This window comes from Streptomyces sp. NPDC042346 (genome assembly GCF_055581845.1).
Genome location: NZ_JBVJEH010000001.1, coordinates 1,793,279 through 1,820,038, shown reverse-complemented (window position 1 = coordinate 1,820,038; position 26,760 = coordinate 1,793,279). Strand labels below are relative to the sequence as shown.

Annotated in this window: 20 protein-coding genes; 10 read left to right on the top strand and 10 right to left on the bottom strand. The window is 73.3% G+C overall.

Annotation, left to right across the window (positions count from 1 at the left end; genetic code table 11):
- The first annotated feature begins 174 nt into the window (after nucleotides 1-174).
- From ACZ6K0_RS08515 to ACZ6K0_RS08490, 6 genes are all read left to right on the top strand, one after another.
- Complete coding sequence (locus tag ACZ6K0_RS08515) at nucleotides 175-3,438, top strand: SCO5717 family growth-regulating ATPase (RefSeq protein WP_469227499.1); 3,264 nt, start codon at nucleotides 175-177, stop codon at nucleotides 3,436-3,438.
- A 180-nt stretch (nucleotides 3,439-3,618) separates the two neighbouring features.
- Nucleotides 3,619-5,475 (top strand): ABC transporter substrate-binding protein, encoded by a 1,857-nt coding sequence (locus ACZ6K0_RS08510; RefSeq protein WP_469227500.1) that lies wholly within the window; start codon nucleotides 3,619-3,621, stop codon nucleotides 5,473-5,475.
- Between the two features lie 3 nt (nucleotides 5,476-5,478).
- Nucleotides 5,479-6,540: an ABC transporter permease gene (locus ACZ6K0_RS08505; protein ID WP_469227501.1), complete on the top strand. Its 1,062-nt coding sequence runs from the start codon at nucleotides 5,479-5,481 to the stop codon at nucleotides 6,538-6,540.
- Nucleotides 6,537-7,574, top strand: a complete 1,038-nt coding sequence (locus tag ACZ6K0_RS08500) for an ABC transporter permease (RefSeq protein ID WP_469227502.1) — start codon at nucleotides 6,537-6,539, stop codon at nucleotides 7,572-7,574. The genes ACZ6K0_RS08505 and ACZ6K0_RS08500 overlap by 4 nt, the downstream gene beginning before the upstream one ends.
- Nucleotides 7,571-8,536, top strand: a complete 966-nt coding sequence (locus ACZ6K0_RS08495) for an ABC transporter ATP-binding protein (RefSeq protein ID WP_376409739.1) — start codon at nucleotides 7,571-7,573, stop codon at nucleotides 8,534-8,536. Before ACZ6K0_RS08500 ends, ACZ6K0_RS08495 begins: the two co-directional genes overlap by 4 nt.
- Nucleotides 8,533-9,513 carry an ABC transporter ATP-binding protein gene (locus tag ACZ6K0_RS08490; protein ID WP_376409737.1) on the top strand — a complete coding sequence of 327 codons (981 nt, stop codon included), beginning with the start codon at nucleotides 8,533-8,535 and terminating at the stop codon, nucleotides 9,511-9,513. The genes ACZ6K0_RS08495 and ACZ6K0_RS08490 overlap by 4 nt, the downstream gene beginning before the upstream one ends.
- Before the next feature lie 129 nt (nucleotides 9,514-9,642).
- On the opposite strand, the gene ACZ6K0_RS08485 is transcribed toward ACZ6K0_RS08490, so the two are convergent.
- From ACZ6K0_RS08485 to rimP, 9 genes are all read right to left on the bottom strand, one after another.
- Nucleotides 9,643-10,608: a bifunctional riboflavin kinase/FAD synthetase gene (locus ACZ6K0_RS08485; protein ID WP_376409735.1), complete on the bottom strand. Its 966-nt coding sequence runs from the start codon at nucleotides 10,606-10,608 to the stop codon at nucleotides 9,643-9,645.
- Nucleotides 10,609-10,639: 31 nt separating this feature from the next.
- A complete protein-coding gene (locus ACZ6K0_RS08480; RefSeq protein ID WP_469227503.1) occupies nucleotides 10,640-14,611 on the bottom strand; it encodes a trypsin-like peptidase domain-containing protein in 3,972 nt (1,323 codons plus the stop codon).
- Nucleotides 14,612-14,793: 182 nt separating this feature from the next.
- Complete coding sequence (gene truB, locus ACZ6K0_RS08475) at nucleotides 14,794-15,693, bottom strand: tRNA pseudouridine(55) synthase TruB (RefSeq protein WP_376409730.1); 900 nt, start codon at nucleotides 15,691-15,693, stop codon at nucleotides 14,794-14,796.
- Nucleotides 15,690-16,130 (bottom strand): 30S ribosome-binding factor RbfA, encoded by a 441-nt coding sequence (rbfA, locus tag ACZ6K0_RS08470; RefSeq protein ID WP_267046149.1) that lies wholly within the window; start codon nucleotides 16,128-16,130, stop codon nucleotides 15,690-15,692. Before rbfA ends, truB begins: the two co-directional genes overlap by 4 nt.
- Nucleotides 16,131-16,159: 29 nt before the next feature.
- Entirely contained in the window at nucleotides 16,160-16,453 is a 294-nt protein-coding gene (locus tag ACZ6K0_RS08465; protein ID WP_125746257.1) for a DUF503 domain-containing protein, read from the bottom strand.
- A gap of 150 nt (nucleotides 16,454-16,603) precedes the next feature.
- The gene (infB, locus tag ACZ6K0_RS08460; RefSeq protein ID WP_469227504.1) at nucleotides 16,604-19,702 is read right to left on the bottom strand and encodes a translation initiation factor IF-2; all 3,099 of its coding nucleotides are present in this window, start codon (nucleotides 19,700-19,702) and stop codon (nucleotides 16,604-16,606) included.
- 145 nt (nucleotides 19,703-19,847) lie between these two features.
- Nucleotides 19,848-20,129: a YlxR family protein gene (locus tag ACZ6K0_RS08455; RefSeq protein WP_376409724.1), complete on the bottom strand. Its 282-nt coding sequence runs from the start codon at nucleotides 20,127-20,129 to the stop codon at nucleotides 19,848-19,850.
- Between the two features lie 74 nt (nucleotides 20,130-20,203).
- Nucleotides 20,204-21,199 (bottom strand): transcription termination factor NusA, encoded by a 996-nt coding sequence (gene nusA / locus ACZ6K0_RS08450; protein WP_376409721.1) that lies wholly within the window; start codon nucleotides 21,197-21,199, stop codon nucleotides 20,204-20,206.
- A gap of 2 nt (nucleotides 21,200-21,201) precedes the next feature.
- Nucleotides 21,202-21,699: a ribosome maturation factor RimP gene (gene rimP, locus ACZ6K0_RS08445; protein ID WP_376409718.1), complete on the bottom strand. Its 498-nt coding sequence runs from the start codon at nucleotides 21,697-21,699 to the stop codon at nucleotides 21,202-21,204.
- A gap of 178 nt (nucleotides 21,700-21,877) precedes the next feature.
- On the opposite strand from rimP, the gene ACZ6K0_RS08440 reads away from it, so the two are divergent.
- From ACZ6K0_RS08440 to ACZ6K0_RS08425, 4 genes are read left to right on the top strand one after another with little or no spacing between them, the layout of a single operon-like run.
- Nucleotides 21,878-22,498, top strand: coding sequence for a hypothetical protein (locus ACZ6K0_RS08440; RefSeq protein WP_469227505.1), 621 nt, complete (start codon nucleotides 21,878-21,880; stop codon nucleotides 22,496-22,498).
- Complete coding sequence (locus ACZ6K0_RS08435) at nucleotides 22,495-22,911, top strand: ferritin-like domain-containing protein (RefSeq protein ID WP_376409713.1); 417 nt, start codon at nucleotides 22,495-22,497, stop codon at nucleotides 22,909-22,911. The genes ACZ6K0_RS08440 and ACZ6K0_RS08435 overlap by 4 nt, the downstream gene beginning before the upstream one ends.
- A 49-nt stretch (nucleotides 22,912-22,960) precedes the next feature.
- Complete coding sequence (locus tag ACZ6K0_RS08430) at nucleotides 22,961-23,860, top strand: aminoglycoside phosphotransferase family protein (RefSeq protein WP_376409710.1); 900 nt, start codon at nucleotides 22,961-22,963, stop codon at nucleotides 23,858-23,860.
- Between the two features lie 46 nt (nucleotides 23,861-23,906).
- Nucleotides 23,907-24,926, top strand: coding sequence for a slipin family protein (locus ACZ6K0_RS08425; protein ID WP_469227506.1), 1,020 nt, complete (start codon nucleotides 23,907-23,909; stop codon nucleotides 24,924-24,926).
- Between the two features lie 64 nt (nucleotides 24,927-24,990).
- Here ACZ6K0_RS08425 and ACZ6K0_RS08420 read toward each other — a convergent pair whose 3' ends face one another.
- On the bottom strand, nucleotides 24,991-26,691 hold the full coding sequence (locus tag ACZ6K0_RS08420; protein ID WP_376409704.1) for a proline--tRNA ligase: 1,701 nt from the start codon (nucleotides 26,689-26,691) through the stop codon (nucleotides 24,991-24,993).
- Between the last annotated feature and the right edge of the window lie 69 nt (nucleotides 26,692-26,760).

Genomic DNA, 26,760 nt, shown 5'->3' with positions numbered 1-26,760 from the left:
TGAACGGTCGGGGTTCTCACTCTGCGGCGCGGCCGGGTCACTTGGGGGCTTGACCCGGTCGGAACGGCGGTCGCGGAGCGGCTGCCGGGCCTGCCCGCGGGATGCCGCGCCGATTAGGCTGGAAGAGCCCCGCCCACAACGGCACAAGGGTGCTCGACCACACCAGGAGGCAAAGTGAACGGCGATCGCGACGAGATCCACGGGGGTTGGAATCCGCCCGCCGACGATCAGTCCGACGCGGATCCCGCCGAGATGACGGGTGAGTTCACCATCGACTACACCCCGCCCGCCTGGTACACGCAGAACGCGTCGGGCGGTGCGACGGCGGGCGGTGCCACTCCCCCGCCGCCGAGCGGGGCGCCGGTCGCGGTGCCCGGACTTCCCGCGGGGAGCGGCTACGAGCCCGGCTGGGGCGCGCAGCAGCCGGCCGCGCCGGTGCCTCCGGTGAGCCCTGTTGCTCCGGTGGCTCCTGTTGTTCCCGCCGCTCCGGTTACTCCTGTGGCTCCTGTTGTTCCTGTCGCTCCGTTTACTCCTGTGGCTCCTGGTGCGCCTGTTGCGCCGGCTCCGGTCGCGCCCGTCGCTCCGGTCGCGCACGTCCCCGGGCCGGAGGCGCCGGCCGGTGTCGTGCCGCCCGCGCCGATGCCGCCGCAGGTGCCGGTGCCCGCGCCCGTACCCGCACCTCTGCCGATTCCCGCGCCCGCGGCCGAGACTCCCGTGTCGGCGACCGCCGGGGGCGGCGAGCCGTTCGGGGGCGGCGACGTGGAGAGCGGCGCGACCATGCGCTTCTCCCCCGGCGCGCTCAAGCGCGAGATGGCCGAGCGCTCGGCCGCGGCGAAGGCCGCGCGGAACGAGGCCGCCGGCGCGGAGGCGTCCGCCACGGACGGTGCCGAGACGCCGGACGCCGTCGAGGGCGACGCCTCCGCCGGTGCGACGGCGGCCGACGCGGACGTGACGGCGGACGTGACGGCGGACGTGCCGGGCTCGGACGACGGGGAGACGGCCGCGCCCGAGGCCGACGGCGAGGCGGCGGACACCCCGTCCGCTCCCGCGGCGGACACCGGGGCCGACAGCGACACCGATTCCGACACCGATTCCGTTGCCCTTGCCGACGCGGACAGTGGTACGGAGCACGGCGTCGCCGCCGCTCCGGCCGAGGACGCCCAGGACGGCCAGGACGCCGCGGCCGGCGACACCACGGCTCCGGGGGCCCTCCCCGGCGCCGTCCAGCCGGACTTCGCCCCGGCGGCCCCGGGGCCGTTCCCGGGTGCCGCGCCCCAGCCCTCCCCCGTCCCGGGGGCCTATCCGCCCGTCGCCCCCCAGGGTGGGGCCGGGCTGCCGCCGCTGCCGCCGTCGTTCCAGCCGGCCGCGCCCGCGCCCGCTCAGCAGTGGCCCGCGCAGCCGGCTCCGGGTGCGCAGCCGGCGCCCCAGTCCGCGCCGCTGCCGCCCACCGCGGCCTGGCCCTCCCAGGCGACGCCCGCCGCACCCGCGCCCGCCGCCCCCGTGCCCGTACCGCCGCAGGCTCCCGGTGCATACGGATACCCGCATCCCGGCGCCGTCCCCCCGCAGGTCCCGCAGGCCCCTCAGGCCCCGCAGCAGGGTGGCTACGGCTTCCCGCACCCCGGTACGCCCGCGCAGCCGCAGCCGCCGCAGGGCGGTTACGGCTACCCGCAGCAGCAGCCCGGCGGCCCCGGCGGTGTGCCGCCGCAGGCGCAGGGCTCCGACGGGTACGGCTACCCGCACCCCGGCGCCGTACCTCCGCAGGAGGCGCAGCCGCCCGTCGACCCGCGGACCGGGGCCGCCTGGCCCTCGCCCGTGATGCACGACCAGCGCGAGCGGTCCGTGGCCGGCGCCCCGCTCGGTTACAACGCGGCCGTCGAGCTGTCCTCCGACCGGCTGCTCCGGAACAACAAGCAGAAGCCGAAGTCGAGCCGGAACCCCGGCAGCGCGGCCCGCTTCAAGCTCGGCGGCAAGAAGGAGGAGGCGGAGCGGCAGCGGAAGCTGGAGCTGATCCGTACGCCCGTCCTCTCCTGCTACCGGATCGCGGTCATCTCGCTCAAGGGCGGCGTCGGCAAGACCACGACGACGACCGCGCTCGGGGCGACGCTGGCGACCGAGCGGCAGGACAAGATCCTGGCGATCGACGCCAACCCGGACGCCGGCACCCTCGGCCGCCGTGTGCGGCGCGAGACCGGGGCGACCATCCGCGACCTGGTGCAGGCGATCCCGTACCTGAACTCGTACATGGACATCCGCCGGTTCACCTCGCAGGCGCCCTCCGGTCTGGAGATCCTCGCCAACGACGTGGACCCGGCCGTCTCGACGACGTTCAACGACGAGGACTACCGGCGTGCGATCGACGTCCTCGGCAAGCAGTACCCGATCATCCTCACGGACTCGGGTACGGGTCTGCTGTACAGCGCCATGCGGGGCGTGCTCGACCTCGCCGATCAGCTGATCATCATCTCCACGCCCTCCGTGGACGGCGCGTCCAGCGCGTCGACGACGCTGGACTGGCTCTCCGCGCACGGTTACGCGGATCTGGTGCAGCGCTCCATCACGGTCATCTCGGGGGTGCGCGAGACCGGAAAGATGATCAAGGTCGAGGACATCGTGCAGCACTTCCAGACCCGCTGCCGCGGTGTCGTGGTCGTGCCCTTCGACGAGCACCTCTCGGCCGGCGCCGAGGTGGACCTCGACATGATGCGGCCGAAGACGCGCGAGGCGTACTTCCACCTGTCGGCGATGGTGGCCGAGGACTTCGCCCGCGCGCAGCAGGCGCAGGGGCTGTGGACCGGCGACGGCCAGGGCGGGCTGCCGCCGCACATGGCCCCGCCGATGCCGGGCCACCCGATGCCCGAGCAGTACGCGCCGGAGCAGTACGCTCCCGGGCAGCCGATGCCGGAGCAGTACGTTCCCGGGCAGCCGATGCCGGGGCAGTACGCGCCCGGGCAGCCGGTCCCGGGGCAGCCGATGCCCGGTCAGCCCTACCCGGCCCAGGCCCCCCAGCCGTACCCGCAGCAGCCCGGCCAGCCCCTGCCGGGTCAGCCCGCGCCCGGCCAGTACGCGCCCGGGCAGCCGGCGCCGGGTCAGCCGTACGCGCCCCAGGCGCCGCAGGCGGGGCAGCCGTACCCGGCCCAGCCGCAGCAGCCGTATCCCCCGCAGGCGTACCCCCAGCCGGGTCAGCCGATGCCGGGGCAGTACGCGCCCGAGGCGTACGCGCCGGGGCAGCCGGCACCCGGTCAGCCGTATCCGGGGCAGGCCCCGCAGCCCTATCCGCAGCAGCCGGGACAGCCGGGTGCGCCCGGTGTCCCGGGTGTGCCGCAGGCCTGGCAGCAGCAGCCGCCGCAGGATCCGTCGCAGCCCCAGCCCGGGCAGCCGCTGCCCCCGCAGGCCGACCCGCAGGGGCCTCCGCAGGCTCCGCCAGCCCCTCAGCAGTAAGGCGTCACAGGCATAGACCAATGAGGCCCCGTATCGGTCGTCCGATACGGGGCCTCGTGGCATTCCCGCAGTCCACAAGGGGTTTGAGGCATCGTTGACGCCGTCGGCCGCCGCTGATAGACCTTCGCTTCACCAGTTGGCGCCCCCAAGATCCACGACACGAGGTCACGTCCTATGGTCATGGTCACGAAGGTCCCTTCCCGTCCGGCCGCCCCCCGAAGACTCCTCCGGCTGCTTCTCGCCACCGGCGTCGCCGCGACCTCGCTCGCGGCCGTCCCCCAGGCCGCACAGGCGGCGCCGTCCGCGGACGGTGACGCCAAGAGCGGCGGCACCACCCTCACGGTGGCCGTCTCGCAGAGCATCGACTCGCTGAGCCCGTTCCTCGCCCAGAAGCTCACCTCGACCAGCATCCACCGACTGGCGTACGAGTACCTCACCAACTACGACGCCAAGGACGCCCGGACGATCCCGGGCCTGGCGACCGCGTGGGCGCCCTCGGCGGACAAGCTGACCTGGACGTACACGATCCGCAAGGACTCGAAGTGGTCCGACGGGCAGCCGGCCACCGCCGAGGACGCGGCCTGGACCTTCAACAAGATGATGACGGACCCGAACGCCGCCACCGCGAACGGCAGCTTCACGTCCAACTTCAAGAAGGTCACCGCCACCGACCCGCAGACGCTCGTCATCGAGCTCAAGAAGCCGCAGGCGACGATGACGGCGCTCGACGTGCCGATCGTGCCGAAGCACGTCTGGGAGAAGGTCGGCGACTTCTCGAAGTTCAACAACGACCAGCAGTTCCCGATCGTGGGCAACGGCCCCTTCGTCATCACCGACTTCAAGGTCGACCAGTACATCAAGCTCAAGCCCAACAAGACCTTCTGGCGGGGCGCACCCAAGTTCGACGAGCTGGTGTTCAAGTACTACAAGGACGGTGACGCCGCCGTCGCCGCGCTCCAGAAGGGCGAGGTGTCCTTCGTACCGAATCTGACGCCCGCCCAGGCCGCGGCGCTGAAGACGCAGAAGAACGTCAAGGTGAACGACGCTCCCGGCCGGCGCTTCTTCGCCATCGCCACCAACCCGGGCGCCCGCTCGCAGGACGGCAAGACCTTCGGCAACGGCCACAAGGCGCTGCTCGACCCGGCGGTGCGCAAGGCGCTCTTCCTCGCGGTCGACCGGAGGACCATCGTCGACAAGGTCTTCCAGGGCCACGCCGTCGAGGGCGAGGGGTACATCCCGCCGCGCTTCGGCTCGTACTTCTGGAAGCCGGAGACCGCGCAGAAGCGGGCCTACGACCCGGCCGGTGCGGAGAAGGTCCTCGACGCCGCCGGGTACAGGAAGAACGCCGACGGCAAGCGGGTCGGCAAGGACGGCAAGGCGCTGGACTTCCGCATCCTGTGTCACGCCACCGACCCGAACGACAAGGCGATCGGCAAGTACCTCCAGGAGTGGTGGGGCAAGCTCGGCATCGGGCTGAAGGTCGAGTGCCTGGACAGCGTCTCCGACCCGTGGGTCAAGGGCGACTACGACCTCGCCTTCGACGGCTGGTCGGTCAACCCCGACCCGGACTACGTCCTGTCGATCCACACCTGCGGCACCCTCCCGGCGACGCCGAAGGACAGCGGCGCCACCGACAACTTCATCTGCGACAAGCAATTCGACACGCTCTACGCGCAGCAGGCGGTGGAGTACGACGCCGCCAAGCGGGCGGATCTGGTCAAGCGGATGCAGTCCCGGCTGTACGACACGGGGTACATGAACGTCATGGCCTATCCGAACGCCCTGGAGGCGTACCGCACGGACCAGATCAAGTCCATCACGACCATGCCGGAGGCCGCCGGCAACCTGTGGGGACAGGACGGCTACTGGAGCTGGTGGTCTGCCGTGCCCACCGCCTCCGCCTCGGCGTCCGGTGACGCGGACGACAGCTCGTCCACCGGCCTGATCATCGGGATCGGCGCCGCCGCGATCGTCCTCGTCGGCGCGGGCGTCTGGGCCGCCCGGCGTCGCCGCACCACCGCCGACGACCGCGAGTAGTCGGTGACGACGGCAAGCACCCCCGCCGACGTGGCGCGGGCCGAGAAGGCCCGCGCCACGGACGGCGCACCCCGCACCGGTTCCTCCCTCGGCTATCTCCGCCACGCGGCGGGGAAGGTCGGCGGCGCGCTCGTCTCGCTCTTCGCGGTCCTGGTCACCAGCTTCTTCCTCTTCCGGATCATCCCCGGTGACCCGGTGAAGGCGATGACCCACGGCGTGCCCACCTCGGCCGAGCAACTCGCCACGCTCCGCCGTCAGTTCGGGCTCGACCTGCCGCTCTGGCAGCAGTTCACCGACTACTGTGCGAAGGCGCTGAGCGGCGATCTCGGCACCTCGTTCCAGTTCCGCGCCCCCGTCGGGGAGCTGATCGCGGAGAAGCTGCCCGCGACGCTGCTGCTCACCGGGGTCGCCGTGGTGATCTACTCGGCCCTCGGGCTCTGGCTCGGCACCCGCTCGGCCTGGCGCCACGGCGGTCTCGGCGACAAGCTGAACACCGGGCTCGCGCTGACCCTGTGGTCGGTGCCGTCGTTCTGGCTCGGACTGCTGCTCATCATCGTGTTCTCGGTCGGCATCGGACCGATCCCGGGGCTCTTCCCGACCGGCGGCATGGAGTCGGGGACCGGCGAGACCGGCTTCGGGTACGTCCTCGACGTCGCCCATCACCTGGTCCTGCCCGTCGTCACGCTGGTGGCCGTCGGCTACGCCCAGACCCTGCTCGTGATGCGGTCCTCGCTCCTCGACGAGATGGGCGGCGACTATCTGACGACGGCGCGGGCGAAGGGGCTGCGGGACGACGTCGTGCGGCGCCGGCACGCCGTGCCGAACGCGCTGCTCCCGACCGTCACCATGATCTTCATCAACCTGGGTCATGTGGCGGCCGGTTCGATCCTGGTGGAGACGGTGTTCTCCTGGCCGGGGCTCGGCGGGCTCTTCTACCAGGCGCTCAGCGTGCCCGACCTGCCGCTCGTCCAGGGTCTGTTCGTGGTCTTCGCCGGGGCGATGATCCTGATGAACCTGATCGCCGACCTGCTCTATCCGCTGCTCGATCCCCGGGTGGGCCGATGACGACCGCGAAGAAGACCGAGAACGAGTCCGAGAACCCGTCCGAGAACGACACCGAGAACGACACCGGACAGAAGGCCGCGCGGACCGGGGACAAGACCGAGCGGACCGGGGAGAAGGCCGAGCGGAAGGCCGCCAAGGCGCCCTCCGCCACGACGTCGCTGGTGTGGCAGCGCCGCCGGGCCTCCGTGGCCCGCTTCTGGAAGCAGTACCGCACCCACCGCGCCGGGCTCTACGGCCTCGCCGGACTCGCCCTCATCGCGCTCCTCGCCCTCACCGCCCCGCTGACCGTCGGCGCGGACGTCCAGTCCGTGACCCAGGCGCCGGGTACGGCCCTGGAGTCACCGAGCGCCGAATTCCCGCTCGGCACCGACCAGTTCGGGCGCTCGCTGCTCGGCCTGCTGATCTGGGGCGCGCGGATCTCGCTGCTCGTGGGGCTGCTCGCGGCAGCCCTCTCCGTCGCCATCGGCACCCTCGTGGGCATCATCGCCGGGCACTACGGCGGCTGGTTCTCGACGGTCGTCATGCGGATCACCGACTGGTTCCTGGTGATGCCAACGCTGGTCCTCGCGATCGTGCTCGCCACCGTCATGTCCCGGTCGATGTGGACGGTGGTCCTGGCGATCGGAGTGACCTCCTGGCCGACGACGGCCCGGCTCGTGCGGGCGCAGACGATCGCGGTCGAGTCCCGCCCGTACATCGAGCGGGCGACCGCGCTCGGCGGCGGTCACGGACACGTCATGAGCCGGCACGTCCTGCCGAACGTGATGCCGCTGGTGCTCGCGCAGACCACGCTCGGCATCTCGACGGCCATCCTCACCGAGGCGACCCTCGCCTTCCTCGGACTCGGCGACCCGACGGTCGTCTCCTGGGGCGGGATGCTCCAGGACGCCCGGGAGGCGGGCGCGGTCTCCTCCGGCCACTGGTGGTACCTGGCCCCGCCCGGCATCGCGATCGCGCTGGTCGCGCTCGCGTTCACCCTCTGCGGCCGGGCCGTCGAGGCCGTTCTCAACCCGAAGCTGGGGGTGGGGCGTTGAGCCTGCTGGAGATCAAGGACCTGCGGGTGACGTACGGCTCCGGGGCCGCCGCCGTGCCCGCCGTACGCGGGGTCGACCTGACCCTGGAGGCGGGGAGCAAGCTGGGCGTGGCGGGCGAGTCAGGCTGCGGCAAGTCGACGCTCGCGCTCGCGCTGCTGCGGCTGCTCCCGGCCTCGGCGCGGATCGAGGGCGAGGTCCTGCTCGACGGCGAGGACGTCCTCGCCATGTCGTGGGGGCGGCTGCGGGCCGTGCGCTGGGCGGGCGCGTCGATCGTCTTCCAGGGCGCGATGCACTCGCTCAACGCGGTGCACCGGATCGGGGACCAGATCGCCGAGCCGCTGCTCGTGCACGGCAGGGCGACCCCGGCGGCTGCCCGCAGGCGCGTGGGCGAGCTCCTCGAACACGTCGGGCTGCCCGCCGCCCGCGCGGCCGCGTATCCGCACGAGCTGTCCGGCGGGCAGCGGCAGCGCGTGATGATCGCGATGGCGCTCGCCTGCGACCCCCGGCTGATCGTCGCGGACGAGCCGACGACCGCGCTCGACGTGATGATCCAGGCGCAGATCCTGCGGCTGATCGAGGGGCTCGTCGCCGAGCAGTCCATCAGCCTCCTGATGATCAGCCACGACCTGGCCGTCCTCGCCGACACCTGCGACCGGCTGGCCGTGATGTACGCGGGGCGGGTCGTCGAGGAGGGCCCGGCACGGGCCGTGTACGAGGCCGCCGAGCACCCGTACGGGCGGGCGCTGTCCTCGGCGTTCCCCCGGATCGGGGACCTCGCGTCCCGGCGGGCGCCGCGCGGCCTGCCGGGCGACCCGCCGGACCCGGCGGACCTGCCGGGCGGCTGCGCGTTCCGTCCGCGCTGTCCGGTGGCGGTGGACGCCTGCGCGACGGAGGACCAGGAACTGCGGGAGGCGGGCGCGGGTCGCCGGGCCGCCTGCGTACACGTGGGGAGCACATCATGAGTACGGGGCCACTGCTGGCGGCGAACGGGCTGCACGTCGTCTTCCCCGGGCGGCGGGGCGGCGCGCCCGCCCGCGCGGTGGACGGCGTGGACCTGGACATCGGCGCCGGCGAGATCGTCGCGCTCGTGGGCGAGTCGGGGTGCGGCAAGACGACGCTGGCCCGCTCGCTCCTGGGCCTGGTGCGGCCCACGTCGGGCACGGTCTCCTTCGACGGGAAGCCGCTCGCGTACACCTCCAAGGCCCTCAGGGCCTACCGGAAGCGGGCGCAGCTGGTCCTCCAGGACCCGAGCGGTTCGCTGAACCCCCGGCACACGGTGTACGACGCGGTGGCGGAGGGGCTGCGGATCCACGGGTACGCGGGCGACGAGCGGGAGGCGGTCGCCGGAGCGCTCGCGCGGGCCGGGCTGCGGCCGCCGGAGCGCTTCTTCCTGCGCTATCCGCACGAACTGTCCGGCGGTCAGCGGCAGCGCGTGGTCATCGCGGGTGCCCTCGTCCTGGAACCCGAACTGATCGTCGCCGACGAGCCGGTGGCGTCCCTCGACGCGTCGGTGCGGGGCGAGATCCTGGCGCTGCTGCTGCGCCTGCGGGACGAACTCGGACTCTCGGCGCTGGTGGTGACCCACGACCTGGGGCTCGCGTGGAACATCGCGGACCGGGTGGCGGTGATGTACCTGGGCCGGATCGTGGAGACGGGTCCGGTGGAGTCCGTCCTGACGGCCCCGCAACATCCGTACACCCGGGCGCTGTTGTCGGTGCTGCCCGAGTCCGACGGCGCTCCGGTGGTGCTGACGGGCGAGCCCCCGGACCCGTCCCGCATCCCGTCCGGCTGCCGCTTCCACGCCCGCTGCCAGGTCCTCGCCTCGGGCGAGGCCGCGCACGTCGCGGACCGCTGCCGGGGCGAGAGCCTGCCGGTCCTCGACGGCGGCGGTTCGCGGGCGGTGGCGTGCCACTGGGTGGCACGGGAGGCGGCTGTCTGAGCCCGCGGGCTCACCTCACGGTGTGGCGGACGGCGCCTCGGGCCTGCCCGACGGCGCCGCCTCCGACGAGAACTCCCCGTCGCCCGGTGGCGGCTAGGGCCTGTCCGACCCTGATCCGCCGGACAGGCCCTAGGAGGCCGGGTTCTCGCGGTCGTACGTCTCCGTCAGCTCGCGGCTCCGCTTCACGTCCGCCGCCATCGCCTGGAGCAGGTCGTCCAGGGTGTCGAACTTGAGCATGCCGCGCACGTACGTCAGGAAGTCCACGGCCACGTGCAGTCCGTACAGGTCGAGGCCCTCGCGGTCGATCGCGTACGCCTCGACGGTCCGCTCCGTGCCGTCGAACTGCGGGTTCGTGCCGACGGAGATCGCCGCCGGCATGCGCTCGCCCGCGGCCGTCAGCCAGCCCGCGTAGACGCCGTCCGCCGGGATCGCCGTGTGCGGCAGGGTCTCGACGTTGGCCGTCGGGAAGCCCAGCTCGCGGCCGCGCTGCGCGCCGCGGACCACGATGCCCTCGACGCGGTGCGGGCGGCCCAGGATCTCGGCCGCTCCGGCCATGTCGCCCTCGGCGACGAGCCGGCGGGTGAGGGTGGACGAGAAGGGCTGACCGCCGCCGGCCGTGCCGCTGACGTACAGGTCGATGACCTCGACCTCGTAGTCGTACGTCTCGCCGAGCTCCGCGAGGAACGCGACGTTCCCGGCGGCCCGGTGCCCGAAGCGGAAGTTGGGGCCCTCGATGACGGCCCTGGCGTGCAGCTTGTCGACGAGCACCTTGACGATGAAGTCCGCCGGGGAGAGCTGCGAGAACTCGGCGGTGAACGGCAGCACGAGCACCGCGTCCACACCCAGGCCCGCGATCAGCTCGGCTCGCCGGTGGTGCGGGGCGAGCAGCGGCGGGTGGCTGCCGGGCCGCACGACCTCGGAGGGGTGCGGGTCGAAGGTGACCACGACCGAGGGGACGCCGAGTTCCCGGGCGCGCTCGACGGCGCGCCCGATGATCAGCTGGTGCCCGCGGTGCACCCCGTCATAGGAGCCGATGGTGACGATGCTGCGCCCCCAGTCCTGGGGGATGTCCTCCAAGCCACGCCAGCGCTGCACTGTGACCGCTCCTCGTCCGCCTGTTCGCCGATTACGCAGGTCTAAGACTGCCATGCCCACGCCCGTCGGTACGCATCGGCATGGAAGTGCCGGGGCTCCGCAGGACTCGGAGGGTCTCGGGACCGAGCAGCGGGGCCCACTCCCCCGGTACGGCGACGGTCCAGCCGATGAGGAGGGCGGCGAAGCCGGGGTGCTCGCGGGAGAGCCCGGCCAGGGCCCGGTCGAGCCGTCCGGCGCCTTCGGGGGTACGGGTGTACAGGGCGGCGGCCCGGTGGACGAGCTCCCTGGTGCGGGGCTCGCTGAGCCGTCCGGCGCCCTCGGCCGCGGCCGTCAGGAGGGCGTCCAGGACGGAGAGCTCGCCGGTCTCGGCCTCGTACCGCTCGTGTTCCAGGAGGACGTCGAGCAGCTCGGCCCGCAGATGGCGGGAGGCGCCCGTGCCGGGGGCGGCGAGCACGGGGGCGAGGGCGCGGCGGACCACGGCGGGGCGGCCCCGGATCAGCCCCGACACGAGGGGGAAGAGGACGGCACGGGCGGCCGGGCCGTCCTCGAACCGCCGGTCGACGTAGCGGGCCACGTGCCCGGCGCCCTCGGGCAGGCGGGCGACGTAGTCGCGGACGAGGGCGGCGACGCGGCGGGTGAGGGCGGGCGTGTCGATCTCGGCGAGGGCGCGCAGCGCGGCGGCGGCCTCCTCGCCCGTGCCGTGCAGCCGGGACCTGAAGGCGGTGAGGACCGGCCCCGGGTGGGTCGCGAGGGCCTCGGCGAGGGCGGACGCGGGCACCCGGGGCTCGGCGATGGCGCGGGGCAGATGGCGGGCGCGGGTGTGCGGGTCGCGGACGAGCAGGCCGAGGGCGGGGCCGTGGAGGGCCTGGTCGGCGGGGCGGGCGAGCAGGGCGAGGGCGGCGTAGCGGAGGAGCTCGCGGTCGGCGGGGGCGGTGAGGCGCCCGGCGACGAGGTGTCCGTACGCGGCGGCGGCGACCCGGCGCTCGGGGCGGCCGTCGTCGTGGGCCCAGCGGTCGACGGCCCGGCAGAGCGCGGAGGGTTCGTCCTCGGCGAGGGAGGTGAGCAGCCCGTCGGCGAGCGGGTGGGCGGTGGACACGAGCGCCTCGCAGAGGTCGTCGACGGCGAGGCCCCGATGGGTGTGCAGGAGGGCCTGGGCGGCGGTGGCGACGGTGGCGTGCGGGGCGGCGGGCAGGGGGCGTTCGTCGCCGAACCAGCGGCACAGCAGCGGCTGGACGCCCCGGGGGTCGGCGACGAGCAGCCCGGCGACGGTGTCGAGGCACCGGCCGCCGTCCTCGGCCCCGCCCGGCGGCGGGTCGGCGGGCACGAGCCGCCGCAGCAGATCGATCCGCTCGTCCTCGCAGAGCGGGAGCCCCTGCCAGAACGCGGTGCCGAAGCCGGCGAAGACCGGGTGCCGTGCTCGCCGGTCGCCGATCCGGTCGGCAAGGAACCGGAGGACGGGCAGATACGGCCGCGGGTCGCCCACCCGGCGCACGGTCTCCCCGAACAGGCGGCCCGCCCACCAGGCGGCGTCGGCGACCGCGGCCCCGCCCCCGTCCCAGTCCCCGCCCCCGCTCCCGCTCCCGTCACCGTCACCGTCCACGAACCGGTCGAGGGACTCGACGAGCGCGGCGAGGCGCGGGGCGAGCGCGGCCGGCCCGTGCTCGCGGTGGAGGCGCAGCAGCGCCTGGAGGACGGGGCCGATGCGGTGCCGGGGCACGGGGAGGTGATCGGCCGCGGACTCGGCGACTGCGGCGGTCCGCTGCCGGGGCACGTCGACGGAGGCCGGGGCGCTCCCCGGAGAAGCCCCCGGACCGCCGGCGCGCGCGGGCGGCACGGGCACGGGCACGCGCCCGACCCGGTCGGGTACGGCGACGGGCGCGCCCCCCAGGGCCACGAGCGCCCCGTCCGGCGGGCCCCCGTCCCAGGGATCCGCACCGCTTCCCGAAACGGAACCGCCCCCGGGAGCGACGTCCCGCACGGTCGCACCACCGGAGCCGGGACCGAAGTCGGCCCACGCGCCGGAATCACCCCCGGGCACCGCACCGAACCCCGAAACGGAACCGTGCCCCGGAACGGAACCGGCCCCCAGAGCGCCACCCGGCCCCGGAGCCGCACCCGACCCCCAAGCGGCACCAGGCCCCGGGAGGAGCCCACTCCCCGCACCCGCGTCGGCGCCCGGACCGGCGCCGTACTCGGGAGCCGGCCCCGCACCCCTCCCCCGCCCCGCCCGGTTCGGGTCCTCCGCCCGGCTGTGGACCAGTGCGTGCAGGGCCGTGTCCAGGTCGAGGTGGGCGGCCTGGAGCCAGTCGGCGAGTTCCTCGTGGGCGAAGCGGTAGCCGGAGCCCGCGGGGACGAGGAGGCCCTCGGTGAGGACGGCCGAGGCCCAGCCCTCGCGCCACGGGAACAGCTCCTCGAAGGAGGCGCGGTCGAGGACGCCGTGGCCCGGGCCGAGACAGCGGCGGGCGGCCTCGTGGACCTGGCCGGCGACCCGGGCGGTGAGCAGCCGTACGGCGGTCCCCCGGACGAGGGGGCGGGAGCCCGCGGCGACCCGGACGGCGACGCGCAGGCACATCAGGTCCAGATGGGCCGTGAAGATCTCCTCCCGGCCCGGCCGCCCCGGCACCTCGCCCGGGAGCGCCGCCCGCACCTCGGCGAGCAGCCGCAGGGCGAGCGGATGGCGGGCGTCCGCCTCGGCGAGGTCGGTCTCCCCGATCCCGTACCCCTGCCGGACGGCCCGCGCCTCCGTCTCGTTGTACGGGCCGAGCACGAGGGCCGCGGGCAGGCCGTCCCCGGTGGGTGTCGCCGGCCGGTGCAGGGCCCACGGGCCGTAGAGGGCGCCGGCGAGGGCCCAGTGCTCGGGGCGGCAGGCCGTGACCAGGCGTGCCCCGTGGGCGCGCAGCCACTGCTCGGTGGCCGTCGTCCAGTCGGCGAGGCGGTGGGCGAGGAGCGGCGGCATCTCCTCGGGGCCGTCGAGGACGACGAGGAGCGGGCGGCCCGCCTCCCGGGCGAGCGAGGCGGCCCGCTCCGGGGTGGCGGTCGCGGTGTCGCCGAGCGCCCCGGAGGCGGCGACGATCCGGCCCGCCTGGCGCAGGGCGCGGCCGACGGCGTCGGCGAGGGAGTGGTCCTCGGCGCGCAGGTCGGCGCCGCGCAGCCGGACCGTGGGGGCGGGGGCGACGCCCCGGGCGCGGCGGGCGCAGAGTGCGGCGAGGGCGGTGGTGCGGCCGGTGCCGGGGGCGCCGACGACGGCGAGGACGAGCGACTCCCCGGCCTCGAAGCGTGCGAACTCCCGGACGCACTCGGGGCGTTCGACGGGCTCGGGCCAGGGGTCGGGTTCCCTGACGGGTCCGGTCGAGGTGGCGGTGAGCTCCAGGATTCCGGCGAGGTTGAGGTCGGGCCCGTAGGCGGGGACGGTGGCGGCGTTGCGCCGCAGGAGGGCGGCGAGCGGGCCGTCGGGCCGCAGCGGCACCGCGTATCCGGCGGCGGGGCGCTCGCCGTGCAGGGCGGTGCCGAGGACGGCGACGACCGTGCCGGTGGCGGTGTCGAGGACGGGGCCGCCCGCCGCCCGGCCGCCGATGCGGAGCGCCTCGGCGCCCTCGGTGCCGATGGCGAGTTCGAGGGCGTCCGCGAGGACGTGGAAGCGGTCGGATGCGGTGTACGTGACGGCGGCGGGGCCGAGGACCCGCGCCTCGCGCCAGCCGTGGGCGGCGATCCGTACGTACGTACCGGGTTCGATCTCGGGGCGGGTGGCGAGCGCGACGGGGCGGACGCCGAGCCCTTCGGTCCGTACGAGCGCGAGGCCGCTCTCCGGCAGGGCGGTGACGGCCTCGGCCTCGGCGAGCCAGCTCAGGTCGCCGGGGGCGTGCAGGACGATGCGCGCGAGCCCGTCGACTGCCTCATGACTGGTGACGACGGTGCCGTGATGGTCGGCGAGGAATCCGGTACCGCGCGGCCGGCCTGCCGGATCACAGATTTCCACCAGCGTCGCCAGGTCCCCGCGTCCCATGGTGTCGACGGTAGGTCGCCGGTGATCACCCGGAGAAGCGAGTCGGGAAACGCGCCCCCCGGCGCTCCCCCGCTTCACTCCGAGCGCCTCCCCGATGGGGTGAATCTCAGGCAAAGCACTGCGGGGCGGGCACGTAGCACGTGCCCGCCCCGCAGCGGTGAGCTTCGCTCGCCTCGGCCGCCTCAGCCGAAGACGGCGAGGCTCTTGGCCTTCCCCCGCTGGTCCTCGACCAGCGCGAGCAGCGTCCCCTCGGGTCCGAAGACCGCGACCGGACCCGCCGGGTAGGACGGCATCTCCAGCCGGACGCCGTTCAGGAGCAGCTTGGCCCGCTTCTCGTCGACGTCCCAGCGCGGGAACGCGGCCTCGGCCGCCTCGGCGACCGGCATGACCGTGAGCTCCTCCTGGAGCTGTTCCAGGGTCCTGGCCGCGTCCAGCTTGTACGGGCCGACGCGGGTGCGGCGCAGCGCGGTCAGATGACCGCCCACACCGAGCCCGGCACCGAGGTCCCGGGCCAGGGCCCGGACGTACGTACCGGAGGAGACGACGACGGAGACGACGAGGTCGACGACGGCCGTGCCGTCCTCGGCCTCCGCCTCGCGGACGTCGTACACCTGGAAGGAGGAGACGGTGACCGGGCGGGCCGGGATCTCGAACTCCTCGCCGCCGCGCACGCGCGCGTACGACCGCTTGCCGTCGATCTTGATCGCGGAGACCTTCGACGGCACCTGCATGATGGCGCCGGTCAGCTCGGCCACGCCCGCGTCGATCTGCTCCCGGGTGACCTTCGAAGCGTCGACCGACGCCGTGATCTCGCCCTCGGCGTCATCGGTGATCGTGGTCTGACCCAGGCGGATGGTGCCCAGGTACTCCTTCTCGGTCAGCGCGAGGTGACCGAGAAGCTTGGTCGCCCGCTCCACGCCGAGGACGAGGACGCCCGTGGCCATGGGGTCGAGCGTGCCCGCGTGGCCCACGCGGCGGGTCTTGGCGATCCCGCGCATCTTGGCCACGACGTCATGCGAAGTGAAGCCCGACGGCTTGTCGACGATGACAAGGCCGTCGGGCGTCTTTGCTGCGTTGCTCATTCGGCGGCTTCGTCCTCGCCCGGCTTCTTGTAGGGGTCGGCCTCGCCGGCGAAGGCGGCGCCCGAGGACGCCTCCCGCACCTGCGCGTCCGAGGCCCGCGCCTTGTCGAGGAGGTCCTCGATCGTCTTGGCGTTCTCCGGGAGGGCGTCGGCGATGAACGTCAGGGTCGGGGTGAACTTGGTCCCCGCCGCACGGCCCACGGCCGAACGGAGGACGCCCTTGGCGCTCTCCAGGCCGGCCGCGGCGCTCGCCCGCTCCTCGTCGTCGCCGTAGACCGTGTAGAAGACCGTGGCCTCCCGCAGGTCACCGGTGACGCGGGTGTCGGTGATGGTCACGTGCGTACCCAGGCGGGGGTCCTTGACGCCACGCTGCAGCTTCTCGGCGACCACCTCCCGAATGAGGTCTGCCAGCTTCTTCGCCCGCGCGTTGTCGGCCACTGGTCCTTCTCCTTCTTTGCCTTGCTCAATCAGTCTTCATCAGTGTGGAGCCTGCGGCGCACCGACAGCAGCTCCACCTCGGGACGCGCGGCGACGAGCCGCTCACAGCGGTCGAGCACGTCCGATACGAACCCCGGGTCCCCGGACACCAGCGCGACGCCCAGCAGGGCTCTGCGGTGGAGGTCCTGGTCGCCGACCTCGGCCGCGCTCACAGAGAACTTTCGCTGGAGCTCGGCGACGATGGGGCGGACCACGGAGCGTTTCTCCTTCAGCGAGTGAACGTCACCGAGGAGCAGATCGAAGGACAGAGTCCCCACGTACATGCGGTGCCGGATGTCCCGCCGGTTCGGGTTCGGTGGCCTGCCGGGCCGTCGCTCGGCAGGGTCACCAGAACCGTACACGCAACGGCCGGAGCCGATCGACGGAATTACTTCCACCGACCGGCCCCGGCTCACTGCTGCGATCGGACGCGATCAGGCGCGGGGCTTCTCGCGCATCTCGTACGTCGCGATGACGTCGTCGATCTTGATGTCGTTGAAGTTTCCGAGGTTGATACCACCCTCGAAGCCTTCGCGGATCTCGGTGACGTCGTCCTTGAAGCGGCGCAGACCGTGGATCGTGAGGTCCTCGGCGATGACCTTGCCGTCGCGGACGAGGCGCGCCTTGGTGTTGCGCTTGACCTCGCCGGAGCGGATGAGAACACCGGCGATGTTGCCCAGCTTGGACGAGCGGAAGACCTCGCGGATCTCCGCCGTACCGAGCTCGACCTCTTCGTACTCCGGCTTGAGGAGACCCTTCAGGGCCGCCTCGATCTCCTCGATGGCCTGGTAGATCACCGAGTAGTACCGGACGTCGACGCCTTCGCGCTCCGCCATCTGCGCGGCACGGCCGGCCGCACGGACGTTGTAGCCGATGACGATGGCGTCGGAGCCCATGGCCAGGTCGATGTCCGACTCGGTGACCGCACCCACACCGCGGTGCAGGACACGGATGTCGACCTCTTCGCCGACGTCGAGCTGGAGCAGCGAGGCTTCGAGGGCCTCGACCGCACCGGACGCGTCGCCCTTGATGATGAGGTTGAGTTCCTGGACGAGACCGGCCTTGAGCACCTTGTCGAGGTCCTCGAGGGACACCCGGCGGACGCGCTTGGCGAAGGCGGCGTTGCGCTCACGCGCAGCGCGCTTCTCGGCGATCTGACGCGCCGTACGGTCCTCGTCGACCACCAGGAGGTTGTCGCCGGCACCCGGCACGTTGGTGAGACCGAGCACCAGGACGGGAGTCGACGGGGTCGCCTCCTCGACGTTGTTGCCCTTGTCGTCGAGCATCGCCCGGACGCGGCCGTACGCGTCGCCGACCACCACTGTGTCGCCGATGCGCAGCGTTCCGCGCTGGACGAGGACGGTGGAGACGGCACCACGACCACGGTCGAGGTGGGACTCGATCGCAATACCCTGCGCGTCCTGGTCCGGGTTGGCCCGGAGGTCGAGCGAGGCGTCGGCGGTGAGGACGACGGCCTCCAGCAGGGAGTCGATGTGCAGACCCTGCTTGGCGGAGATGTCGACGAACATCGTGTCGCCGCCGTACTCCTCGGCCACCAGACCGAACTCGGTCAGCTGACCGCGGACCTTGGTCGGGTCGGCACCCTCGACGTCGATCTTGTTGACCGCGACGACGATCGGGACGCCGGCGGCCTTGGCGTGGTTGAGCGCCTCGATCGTCTGCGGCATGACGCCGTCGTTGGCCGCGACCACGAGGATCGCGATGTCGGTCGACTTCGCACCACGGGCACGCATGGCGGTGAACGCCTCGTGACCCGGGGTGTCGATGAAGGTGATGCGACGCTCTTCGCCGTTGACCTCGGTACCGACCTGGTAGGCACCGATGTGCTGGGTGATGCCACCGGCCTCGCCCGCGACGACGTTCGTCTTGCGGATCGCGTCGAGAAGTCGGGTCTTACCGTGGTCGACGTGACCCATGACGGTGACGACCGGCGGACGGGAGACCAGAGCCTCTTCGCCGCCCTCGTCCTCGCCGAACTCGATGTCGAAGGACTCGAGGAGCTCGCGGTCCTCTTCCTCCGGCGAGACGATCTGAACGGTGTAGTTCATCTCCTCGCCGAGCATCGTCAGCGTGTCGTCGGAGACGGACTGCGTCGCCGTGACCATCTCGCCGAGGTTCATCATCACCGCGACGAGCGACGCCGGGTTGGCGCCGATCTTCTCGGCGAAGTCGGTGAGGGACGCACCGCGCGACAGGCGAATGACCTCGCCGCCACCGCGGGGAAGCATCACGCCGCCCACGGACGGGGCCTGCATGGCCTCGTACTCCTGGCGCCTCTGACGCTTCGACTTGCGACCACGACGCGCGGGACCGCCGGGGCGACCGAAGGCGCCCTGCGTGCCACCACGGCCACCCGGGCCACCGGGACGACCGGCGAAGCCGCCGGGACGACCGCCGAAGCCGCCGCCACCACCGGGACCACCCGGACGACCGCCGCCGCCACCACCGGGACCACCGGGACGGCCGGCGAAGCCGCCACCGCCGCCGCCGGGACCGGCCGGACGACCGGCGAAGCCGGGACGACCGCCGCCGCCACCGCCGGGACCGCTCGGACGGCCGCCGGGGCCACCGGGACCACGACCGCCAGGACCGGGGCGCGGGCCGGCAGCGGGACGCTGCGGCATCATGCCCGGGTTCGGACGGTTACCGCCGGGCGCGCCGCCCGGACGGGGAGCCTGCGGGCGGGGCATGCCACCGGGGGTGGGACGCGCGCCGCCCTGACCCTGCGGACGCGGGGCGCCACCGGGGCCACCCTGCGGACGCGGAGCGCCCGGAGCGGCGCCGGGGCCGCCCTGCGGACGCGGGGCGCCGCCACCGGGGCGGGGCGCCTGCGGGCGCGCCATGCCGGTGGAGCCACCCGAGGTGAACGGGTTGTTGCCCGGACGCGGGCCGGCCGGACGGGCACCGCCCGGACGCGGGGCGCCCTGGCCCTGCGGACGCGAGGCACCCTGACCCTGACCCTGCGGGCGCGGGGCCTGCTGGGCGGGGCGGGCGGCCGGGCGCGGGCCCGGGGTCGCGCCGGCGGGACGCTGCTGACCGGCGGCCGGAGCCGACGGAGGCGCGGTGAACTCCGGAGTCGTCGGAGCCGGGGAGGCCGGCGCAGGCTTCTGCGGGGCCGGGGGCTTCGGACCCGGGGTGGGCCGCGAGCCCGAGGTGGGCGCCGCGGCGGGCTTCTCCGCGACCACGGGCTTGGGCGCCGCCGGGGCGGGCGCTCCAGGCTTCGGGGCCGAGGGACGTACAGCCTGCGCCGGGGACGGCGCGGGGGATGCCGGCGCCGGCTTGGGCGCGGCGGGGGAGGGCGCTGCCTTGCGGGGCGCGCCGGGCTTGGCAGCGGTCTTGCCGGCGTTGCCGCCGGGACCCTGCAAAGCGTCAGTCAACTTGCGCACGACCGGCGCCTCGATAGTCGAGGACGCCGAACGGACGAATTCACCGAGTTCTTGGAGCTTGGCCATGACGACCTTGCTCTCTACGCCGAACTCCTTGGCGAGTTCGTATACCCGGACCTTAGCCACATCGCTCCTTTTAGGTCCGGTTACCGCCGGACCGTCGCTACTTCATGGGCGTACTCATCGCGTACTCATCGAGTGCTCATCGCAATCTCGACCTACTTCCAACTCGCGAGGTACCTGACCGCACGGTGATCCGTGCCGTACTTCTTCACTGCGGTGCCGACCGCTCGACGTGGTGACGGAGTTCCGCGGTTTCGAGCGGGCCCTGGACCTTGAAGGCCCTCGGGAACGCTCGGCGGCGGACCGCCAGGTCGAGACAGACCACGGCGGGGTGCAGGTACGCACCCCGGCCGGGCAGCGTACCGCGATGATCCGGAACACACTCGTCCTTATTCACCACGATCCGCAGTAGATCGCTCTTGGCCGCTCGCTCCCGACATCCCACACAGGTTCGTTCAGGGCATACGCGGGCTTGCGTCCGGCCAGACACGATTAAGTCTACCTCCCCGTACCGACCTCACCCGTTCGGGGCAAGAATCGAACAGCTGTTGGCCAAAAACGGTCTCAGTCCTGCGGACCGGTCGGCTCCGTGTCCGGACGGATGTCGATCCGCCAGCCGGTGAGGCGCGCGGCGAGGCGGGCGTTCTGGCCCTCCTTGCCGATCGCCAGCGACAGCTGGTAGTCGGGCACCGTCACGCGCGCGGACCGGGCGGCCAGGTCGACGATCTCGACCCTGGAGACCCGCGCCGGGGAGAGCGCGTTCGCCACCATGTCGGCCGGGTCGTCCGACCAGTCGACGATGTCGATCTTCTCGCCGAGCAGCTCCGCCATCACGTTGCGGACGCGGCTGCCCATCGGGCCGATGCAGGCGCCCTTGGCGTTGAGGCCCGAACGGGTGGACCGCACGGCGATCTTGGTGCGGTGACCCGCCTCACGGGCGATGGCCGAGATCTCGACGGAACCGTCGGCGATCTCCGGCACCTCCAGCGCGAAGAGCTTCTTCACCAGGTTGGGGTGCGTGCGCGAGAGGGTGACGGACGGACCGCGGACACCACGAGCCACCCGGACGACGTACGTGCGCAGTCGCAGACCGTGCGCGTAGTCCTCGCCGGGCACCTGCTCCTGCACCGGGAGGATGGCCTCCAGCTTGTCGTCGAGACGGACGAGGACGTTCTTCGGGTCCTTGCCCTGCTGCACCACACCGGCGACGACGTCGCCCTCGCGGCGCGCGTACTCGCCGAACGTCACGTCGTTCTCGGCGTCCCGCAGTCGCTGCTGGATCACCTGGCGGGCGGTGCTCGCCGCGATCCGGCCGAAGTCCGACGGGGTGTCGTCGAAGTCCTTGGGCTCCTGGCCCTCCTCCAGCTCGGAGGGGTCCTCCTTCGCCCACACCGTCACGTGACCGGTCTGCCGGTTCAGCTCCACACGCGCGTGGCGGCGGGCGTCGGGGGTGCGGTGGTACGCGATGAGGAGGGCCGACTCGATCGCCTCGACCAGCAGGTCGAAGGAGATCTCCTTCTCATTCGCCAAGCCCTTGAGCAGCTTCACGTCGATGTCCACGGCTACGCCTCCTCTTCCTTCTTGTCCTTGCGGTTGAACTCGATCTCGACACGCGCCTTGGCGATCTCGGCGAACTCGACCCGGCGGGCGGTGGGCTTGCGCCCCTTCACACCCGGCACTTCGAGGTCGAGGCCGTCCTCGTCCACGGCGAGGATCCGGGCGACGAGTTCGTCGCCCTCGACGAGCTGGAGCTTGGCCAGCCGACCGGTCGCCCGCACGTAGTGGCGGTGCTCGGTCAGGGGGCGGTCGGCGCCGGGGGAGCTGACTTCGAGGACGTACTCGCCCTCGCCCATCACGTCGGTCTCGTCGAGCTTCTCGGAGATCTCACGGCTCAGCTCGGCGCAGACGTCCAGCTCCACGCCCTCTTCCGAATCGACGACCACGCGCACCAGTCCACGACGGCCGGCCCGGGACACCTCGATCTCTTCCAGATCCAGGTCCTTCGCGTGGACGAGCGGCTCAAGGAGTCCGCGCAGCCTGTCGCTCTGGGTGGTGCTCATCCGGGTGACTCCTCGGCCGCGTGTGCTGTTGTGGTTTCGTCGCGTGTCGTCGCGTGTCAGACCAAAGGGTATCCGGTCCCGGAGGGTGTTGCCGTCCACCGCCCCGGGGCCCGCGGGTACGCTCGCCTGCGGTGATCTCGACGATCTTCGACGACGGACGACGGACGAGGGAGAGAGCGTGACGACGACGGGCAGGCGCGCACTCCTCCGGGCGGGCGCGGCGGCGGGAGCGACGGCTCTCGTGGGCTGCACCTCCTCCGGCGGCGGCGAGGCTCCGCGGAAGCCGAGCGCCGCCGAGCTGGAGGCCGAACGGGTGGCGCGCGCCGAGGCTGCGCTGCGACTCCGCTCGGTGACCGCCGCGCGGGACCTGCTGGAACGTTACGACGCGGCGCTCGCGGCGCATCCCGCCCTCGCGCCCCGGCTGACGCCGCTGCGGCGCTCGGTGGCGGCGCACGCGAAGGCCCTGGGCGAGGACGGTACGACGGCGAAGCCCGCGACGGCCGCCCCGTCGACACCGCCGTCGGCGTCGGCGTCTGTATCTGTATCGGCACCGGCATCGGCATCGGCACCGGCTTCTGTATCGGCATCTGCGTCCGCGTCGGCTTCTGTATCGGCTGTACCTGTCGCGGCCGACCCCCGCGCGGCGCTCAAGGAGCTCGCGGCGGCCGAGCGCAAGGCCTCCGAGCAGCACACGAACGCCCTGCTCACGGCCCCGCCCGAGTACGCGCGACTGCTCGCCTCCGTCGCGGCGGCGGGCGCCGCGCACGCCTACCTGCTGACCGAAGGAGCACCGGCATGAGCGCCCTCGACGCCGCCCAGGCGGCCCTGGCCGCCGAACACGCGGCGGTCTACGGGTACGGGGTCGTCGGCGGCCGGATCGGTACGGAGCGCAAGGCGGAGGCCACCGCCGCGTACGAGGCCCACCGGGCCCGCCGGGACGCCCTGCGCCGCACCGTGCGAGATCTCGGCGGCGCGCCGGTGGTCGCGGCGGCCGCCTACGAGCTGCCGTTCCGGGTCGCCGACGCGGCGGGCGCCGTGCGCCTCGCGGCCGTCCTGGAGGACCGGGTGGCCGGGGTCTACTCCGACCTCGTCAGGGCCTCCGAGGGCCCGCTGCGGCGCGACGCGGCCGCCGCGCTGCGGGAGGCGGCGGTACGCGCGGTCCGCTGGCGCGGCAGCGACGTAACCTTTCCTGGGCTCGCCGAGCGGGTGTGAGTCCATCCCCGACCGGGGGCCCACCGAACGTCAGAAGGACAACGCACGCATGGCTTTCGAACCGCCGGAGCGACTCGTACGGGCGCTCGGCGAGACGTACGGGGACACCGCGGCGACCGAGTGGCTCGGTCCGCTGCCGGAGCACGCGCGGACCACGCTCGACCGGGCGTCGCTCGGCGCCGAGCGGGTGATGGCCCCCGGTGGGCGGAGCAGTCTGGTCCTCCTCGTACGGCGCTCCGACGACTCCCCCGCCGCCCTCAAGATCGCGCCGCCGCTCGCCCGCCCCGACCTGGAGCGGGACGCGCTGGCGCACTGGAACGGCTGGGGCGCCGTCCGGCTGCTCGACGAGACCGCCGACGGCGGACTCGTCCTCGAACGGCTGCACCCCGAGGTGTCGCTGCGCTCCCTGCCGGAGGCCAAGGCGCTCCTGGAGGCGGCGGGGGCCGTACGGAAGCTGTGGGTGGAGCCGCCGGCCGGGCACGGCTTCGAGTCGGTGGCCGAGCGGACCGGGCGGCAGGCCGCGGCGATGGAGCCGTACCGGGCGGACCCGGCGACCGGTGAGCTGACGGCGGCGGCGCTCGCCGCGCGCGAGGAGCTGGTGGCCGCCCCGGAGGAGGCGCTGCTGCTGCACGGCTGCTTCCGCCAGGGCAAGGTGCTGGCCGGCGACCGGGCGCCCTGGCTGGCCGTCGGGCCCGAGCCGCTCGTCGGCGAGCGCGCGTACGACCTGGCCCGGCTCGTCCGCGACCGGGTGGAGGACCTGGTGGGCGCGTCGGCGGGCGCCTCGACGGCCCGGCGGCGGGTGAACAAGCTGGCGGACTCCCTGGACATGGACCGGGAGCGGCTGCGCGGCTGGACCCTGTTCCGCGCGGTCGAGTCGGGGACGCGGGCGCTCACGGCGGGGCGGCGGCAGGACGCCGAGCTGCTTCTGGAGTTCGCGAGCTGGCTGTAGGGGAATACCCTTTTTGTAGCGTTCGGCTCGATTCCAGGGGGCCGTGATGATCCAAGAGCTGTTGGTGGCGGCGGCCGGGGCGTGTGCGGCGGTCGCGGTGTACGCGGGCGCGGCGGCCCGGGTGGTGAAACAGTACGAGCGCGGAGTCGTGTTCCGCTTCGGCCGGCTGCGCGACGAGGTGCGCTCGCCCGGATTCACGATGATCCTGCCGATCGCCGAGCGCCTCCACAAGGTCAACATGCAGATCGTCACGATGCCGGTGCCAGCGCAGGAGGGCATCACCCGGGACAACGTCACGGTGCGGGTGGACGCGGTCGTGTACTTCAAGGTGGTCGACGCGGCGGACGCGCTGGTGGCGGTGGAGGACTACCGGTTCGCGGTCTCGCAGATGTCGCAGACGTCGCTGCGGTCGATCATCGGCAAGAGCGATCTGGACGACCTGCTGTCGAACCGGGAGAAGCTCAACCAGGGCCTTGAGCTGATGCTCGACAGCCCGGCGATGGGCTGGGGCGTCGCCATCGACCGGGTCGAGATCAAGGACGTGTCTCTGCCGGAGACGATGAAGCGCTCGATGGCGCGGCAGGCGGAGGCGGACCGGGAGCGGCGGGCGCGGGTGATCAACGCGGACGCGGAGCTCCAGGCCTCGAAGAAGCTGGCGGAGGCGGCGGGAGTGATGTCCGCGCAGCCGGCGGCGCTCCAGCTGAGGCTGCTGCAGACGGTGATGGCGGTGTCGGCGGAGAAGAACTCGACGCTGGTGCTGCCGATCCCGGTGGAACTGCTGAGGTTCCTGGAGCGCGCCGCGCCGGCGCCTCCGGCGGCCGGGGCGGTGGCGGCTCCCCCGCCGGTGACCGCGGGTACGGAGCCGGTGGCGGCCACGGGTCCGGAGCCGGTGGCGGACGCCGAGCCGGTGGCCGCGGGTGCGGACGCGGAGCCGGTGGACGCGGAGCCCGTGCTGCCGCTCGGCGAGGCGTTCCTGAAGGGGCTGGTGGACGCGGCGGAGGCGGTCGAGGATCTGACCGGCGCGTCGGTGGAGCCGTCTCCGAAGACGGACGACACCCCGGTCTGAGCCCGGGCGACGCGAAGCGGGGGGCGGGGCCGACCAGGCTCCGCCCCCCGCTCCGTCGTGGGTCCTACGCGGTGAGGCGGGCGATCGCCTCGTCGACCGTGAGCTCCTCGCGCTCGCCCGTGCGGCGGTCCTTCAGCTCGACGACGCCCTCGCCGGAGCGGCGGCCCGCGACCAGGATCTTCGGGACGCCGATGAGCTCCGCGTCGGTGAACTTGACGCCCGGGGAGACGCCCGCGCGGTCGTCGACCAGGACGCGCAGCCCGGCGGCGGCCAGCTTGTCGGAGACCTCCAGGGCCAGCTCGGTCTGGAGGGCCTTGCCGGCGGCGACGACGTGGACGTCGGCCGGGGCGACCTCGGCGGACCAGCACAGGCCCTTCTCGTCGGCGGTCTGCTCGGCGAGCGCGGCCACGGCGCGCGAGACGCCGATGCCGTACGAGCCCATGGTCACGCGGACCGGCTTGCCGTGCTGGCCGAGGACGTCGAGCTTGAGGGCGTCGGCGTACTTGCGGCCCAGCTGGAAGATGTGGCCGATCTCGATGGCGCGGTCCAGCTTCAGGCCGGTGCCGCACTTGGGGCACGGGTCGCCCTCCAGCACGACGACGACGTCGACGTACTCGTCGACCTCGAAGTCACGGCCCGCGACGACGTTCTTCGCGTGCGTCCCGGCCTTGTTGGCGCCGGTGATCCACGCCGTGCCCGGCGCGACGCGCGGGTCGGCGATGTACGTCACCTTCTCCAGGCCCTGCGGGCCGACGTAGCCGCGCACGAGGTCCGCGCGCTCGGCGAAGTCGGCCTCGGTGACCATCTCGACGGTCGCGGGCGCGAAGTGCTCCTCGACCTTGCCCAGGTCGACCTCGCGGTCGCCGGGGACGCCCACGGCGACGATCTCGCCGTCGACCTTCACCAGGAGGTTCTTCAGCGTGGCGGAGGCCGGGACGCCGAGGGAGGCGGCCAGGGTCTCGATCGTCGGGGTGTCCGGGGTGGGGATCTCCTCGGCGGCCGCGACGGCCGAGCCGTCGACCGGCTTGAGCTCGTACGAGATCGCCTCGGTGTTCGCCGCGAAGTCGCAGTTCGGGCAGTCGGCGAAGGTGTCCTCGCCGGCCTCGGCCGGGGCGAGGAACTCCTCGGACTTCGAGCCGCCCATCGCGCCGGCGGTGGCGGCGACGATGCGGTAGTCGAGGCCGAGGCGCTCGAACACCCGCTGGTAGGCCTGGCGGTGCAGGGCGTAGGACTGGGCCAGGCCCTCGTCCTCCGTGTCGAAGGAGTACGAGTCCTTCATGAGGAACTCGCGGCCGCGCAGGATGCCGGCACGGGGACGGGCCTCGTCGCGGAACTTGGTCTGGATCTGGTACAGGATGACCGGCAGGTCCTTGTAGGACGAGCACTGGTCCTTCACCAGCAGGGTGAAGATCTCCTCGTGCGTCGGTCCGAGGAGGTAGTCGCCGCCCTTGCGGTCCTGGAGGCGGAAGAGCTCGGCGCCGTACTCGTCCCAGCGGCCCGTCGCCTCGTAGGGCTCGCGGGGCAGCAGGGCCGGCAGCGTGACCTCCTGCGCGCCGATGGCGTCCATCTCCTCGCGGACGATGCGCTCGACGTTGGCGAGGACCTTCTTGCCGAGGGGCAGCCAGCTCCAGATGCCGGCGGCGGTGCGGCGCACGTAGCCGGCGCGGACGAGGAGCTTGTGGCTGAGGACCTCGGCGTCCGCCGGGTCGTCGCGCAGCGTCTTCGCCATCAACTTCGACATGCGCTGGACCGGTGCGTTGGCCATGGTTCTCGTACTCCTGCCGGGGTAAGGATGATGGCCCGAGGTTAGCCGGGCCGCCCCGCCTCGGAGAAA

Coding starts and splice junctions, on each gene's coding strand:
- ACZ6K0_RS08430 (WP_376409710.1), top strand. CDS start 22,961: ATGGCTTTCGAACCGCCGGAGCGACTCGTACGGGCGCTCGGCGAGACG.
- ACZ6K0_RS08510 (WP_469227500.1), top strand. CDS start 3,619: ATGGTCACGAAGGTCCCTTCCCGTCCGGCCGCCCCCCGAAGACTCCTC.
- ACZ6K0_RS08490 (WP_376409737.1), top strand. CDS start 8,533: ATGAGTACGGGGCCACTGCTGGCGGCGAACGGGCTGCACGTCGTCTTC.
- ACZ6K0_RS08435 (WP_376409713.1), top strand. CDS start 22,495: ATGAGCGCCCTCGACGCCGCCCAGGCGGCCCTGGCCGCCGAACACGCG.
- ACZ6K0_RS08500 (WP_469227502.1), top strand. CDS start 6,537: ATGACGACCGCGAAGAAGACCGAGAACGAGTCCGAGAACCCGTCCGAG.
- ACZ6K0_RS08480 (WP_469227503.1), bottom strand. CDS start 14,611: ATGGGACGCGGGGACCTGGCGACGCTGGTGGAAATCTGTGATCCGGCA.
- ACZ6K0_RS08425 (WP_469227506.1), top strand. CDS start 23,907: ATGATCCAAGAGCTGTTGGTGGCGGCGGCCGGGGCGTGTGCGGCGGTC.
- rimP (WP_376409718.1), bottom strand. CDS start 21,699: ATGAGCACCACCCAGAGCGACAGGCTGCGCGGACTCCTTGAGCCGCTC.
- truB (WP_376409730.1), bottom strand. CDS start 15,693: ATGAGCAACGCAGCAAAGACGCCCGACGGCCTTGTCATCGTCGACAAG.
- ACZ6K0_RS08420 (WP_376409704.1), bottom strand. CDS start 26,691: ATGGCCAACGCACCGGTCCAGCGCATGTCGAAGTTGATGGCGAAGACG.
- ACZ6K0_RS08465 (WP_125746257.1), bottom strand. CDS start 16,453: ATGTACGTGGGGACTCTGTCCTTCGATCTGCTCCTCGGTGACGTTCAC.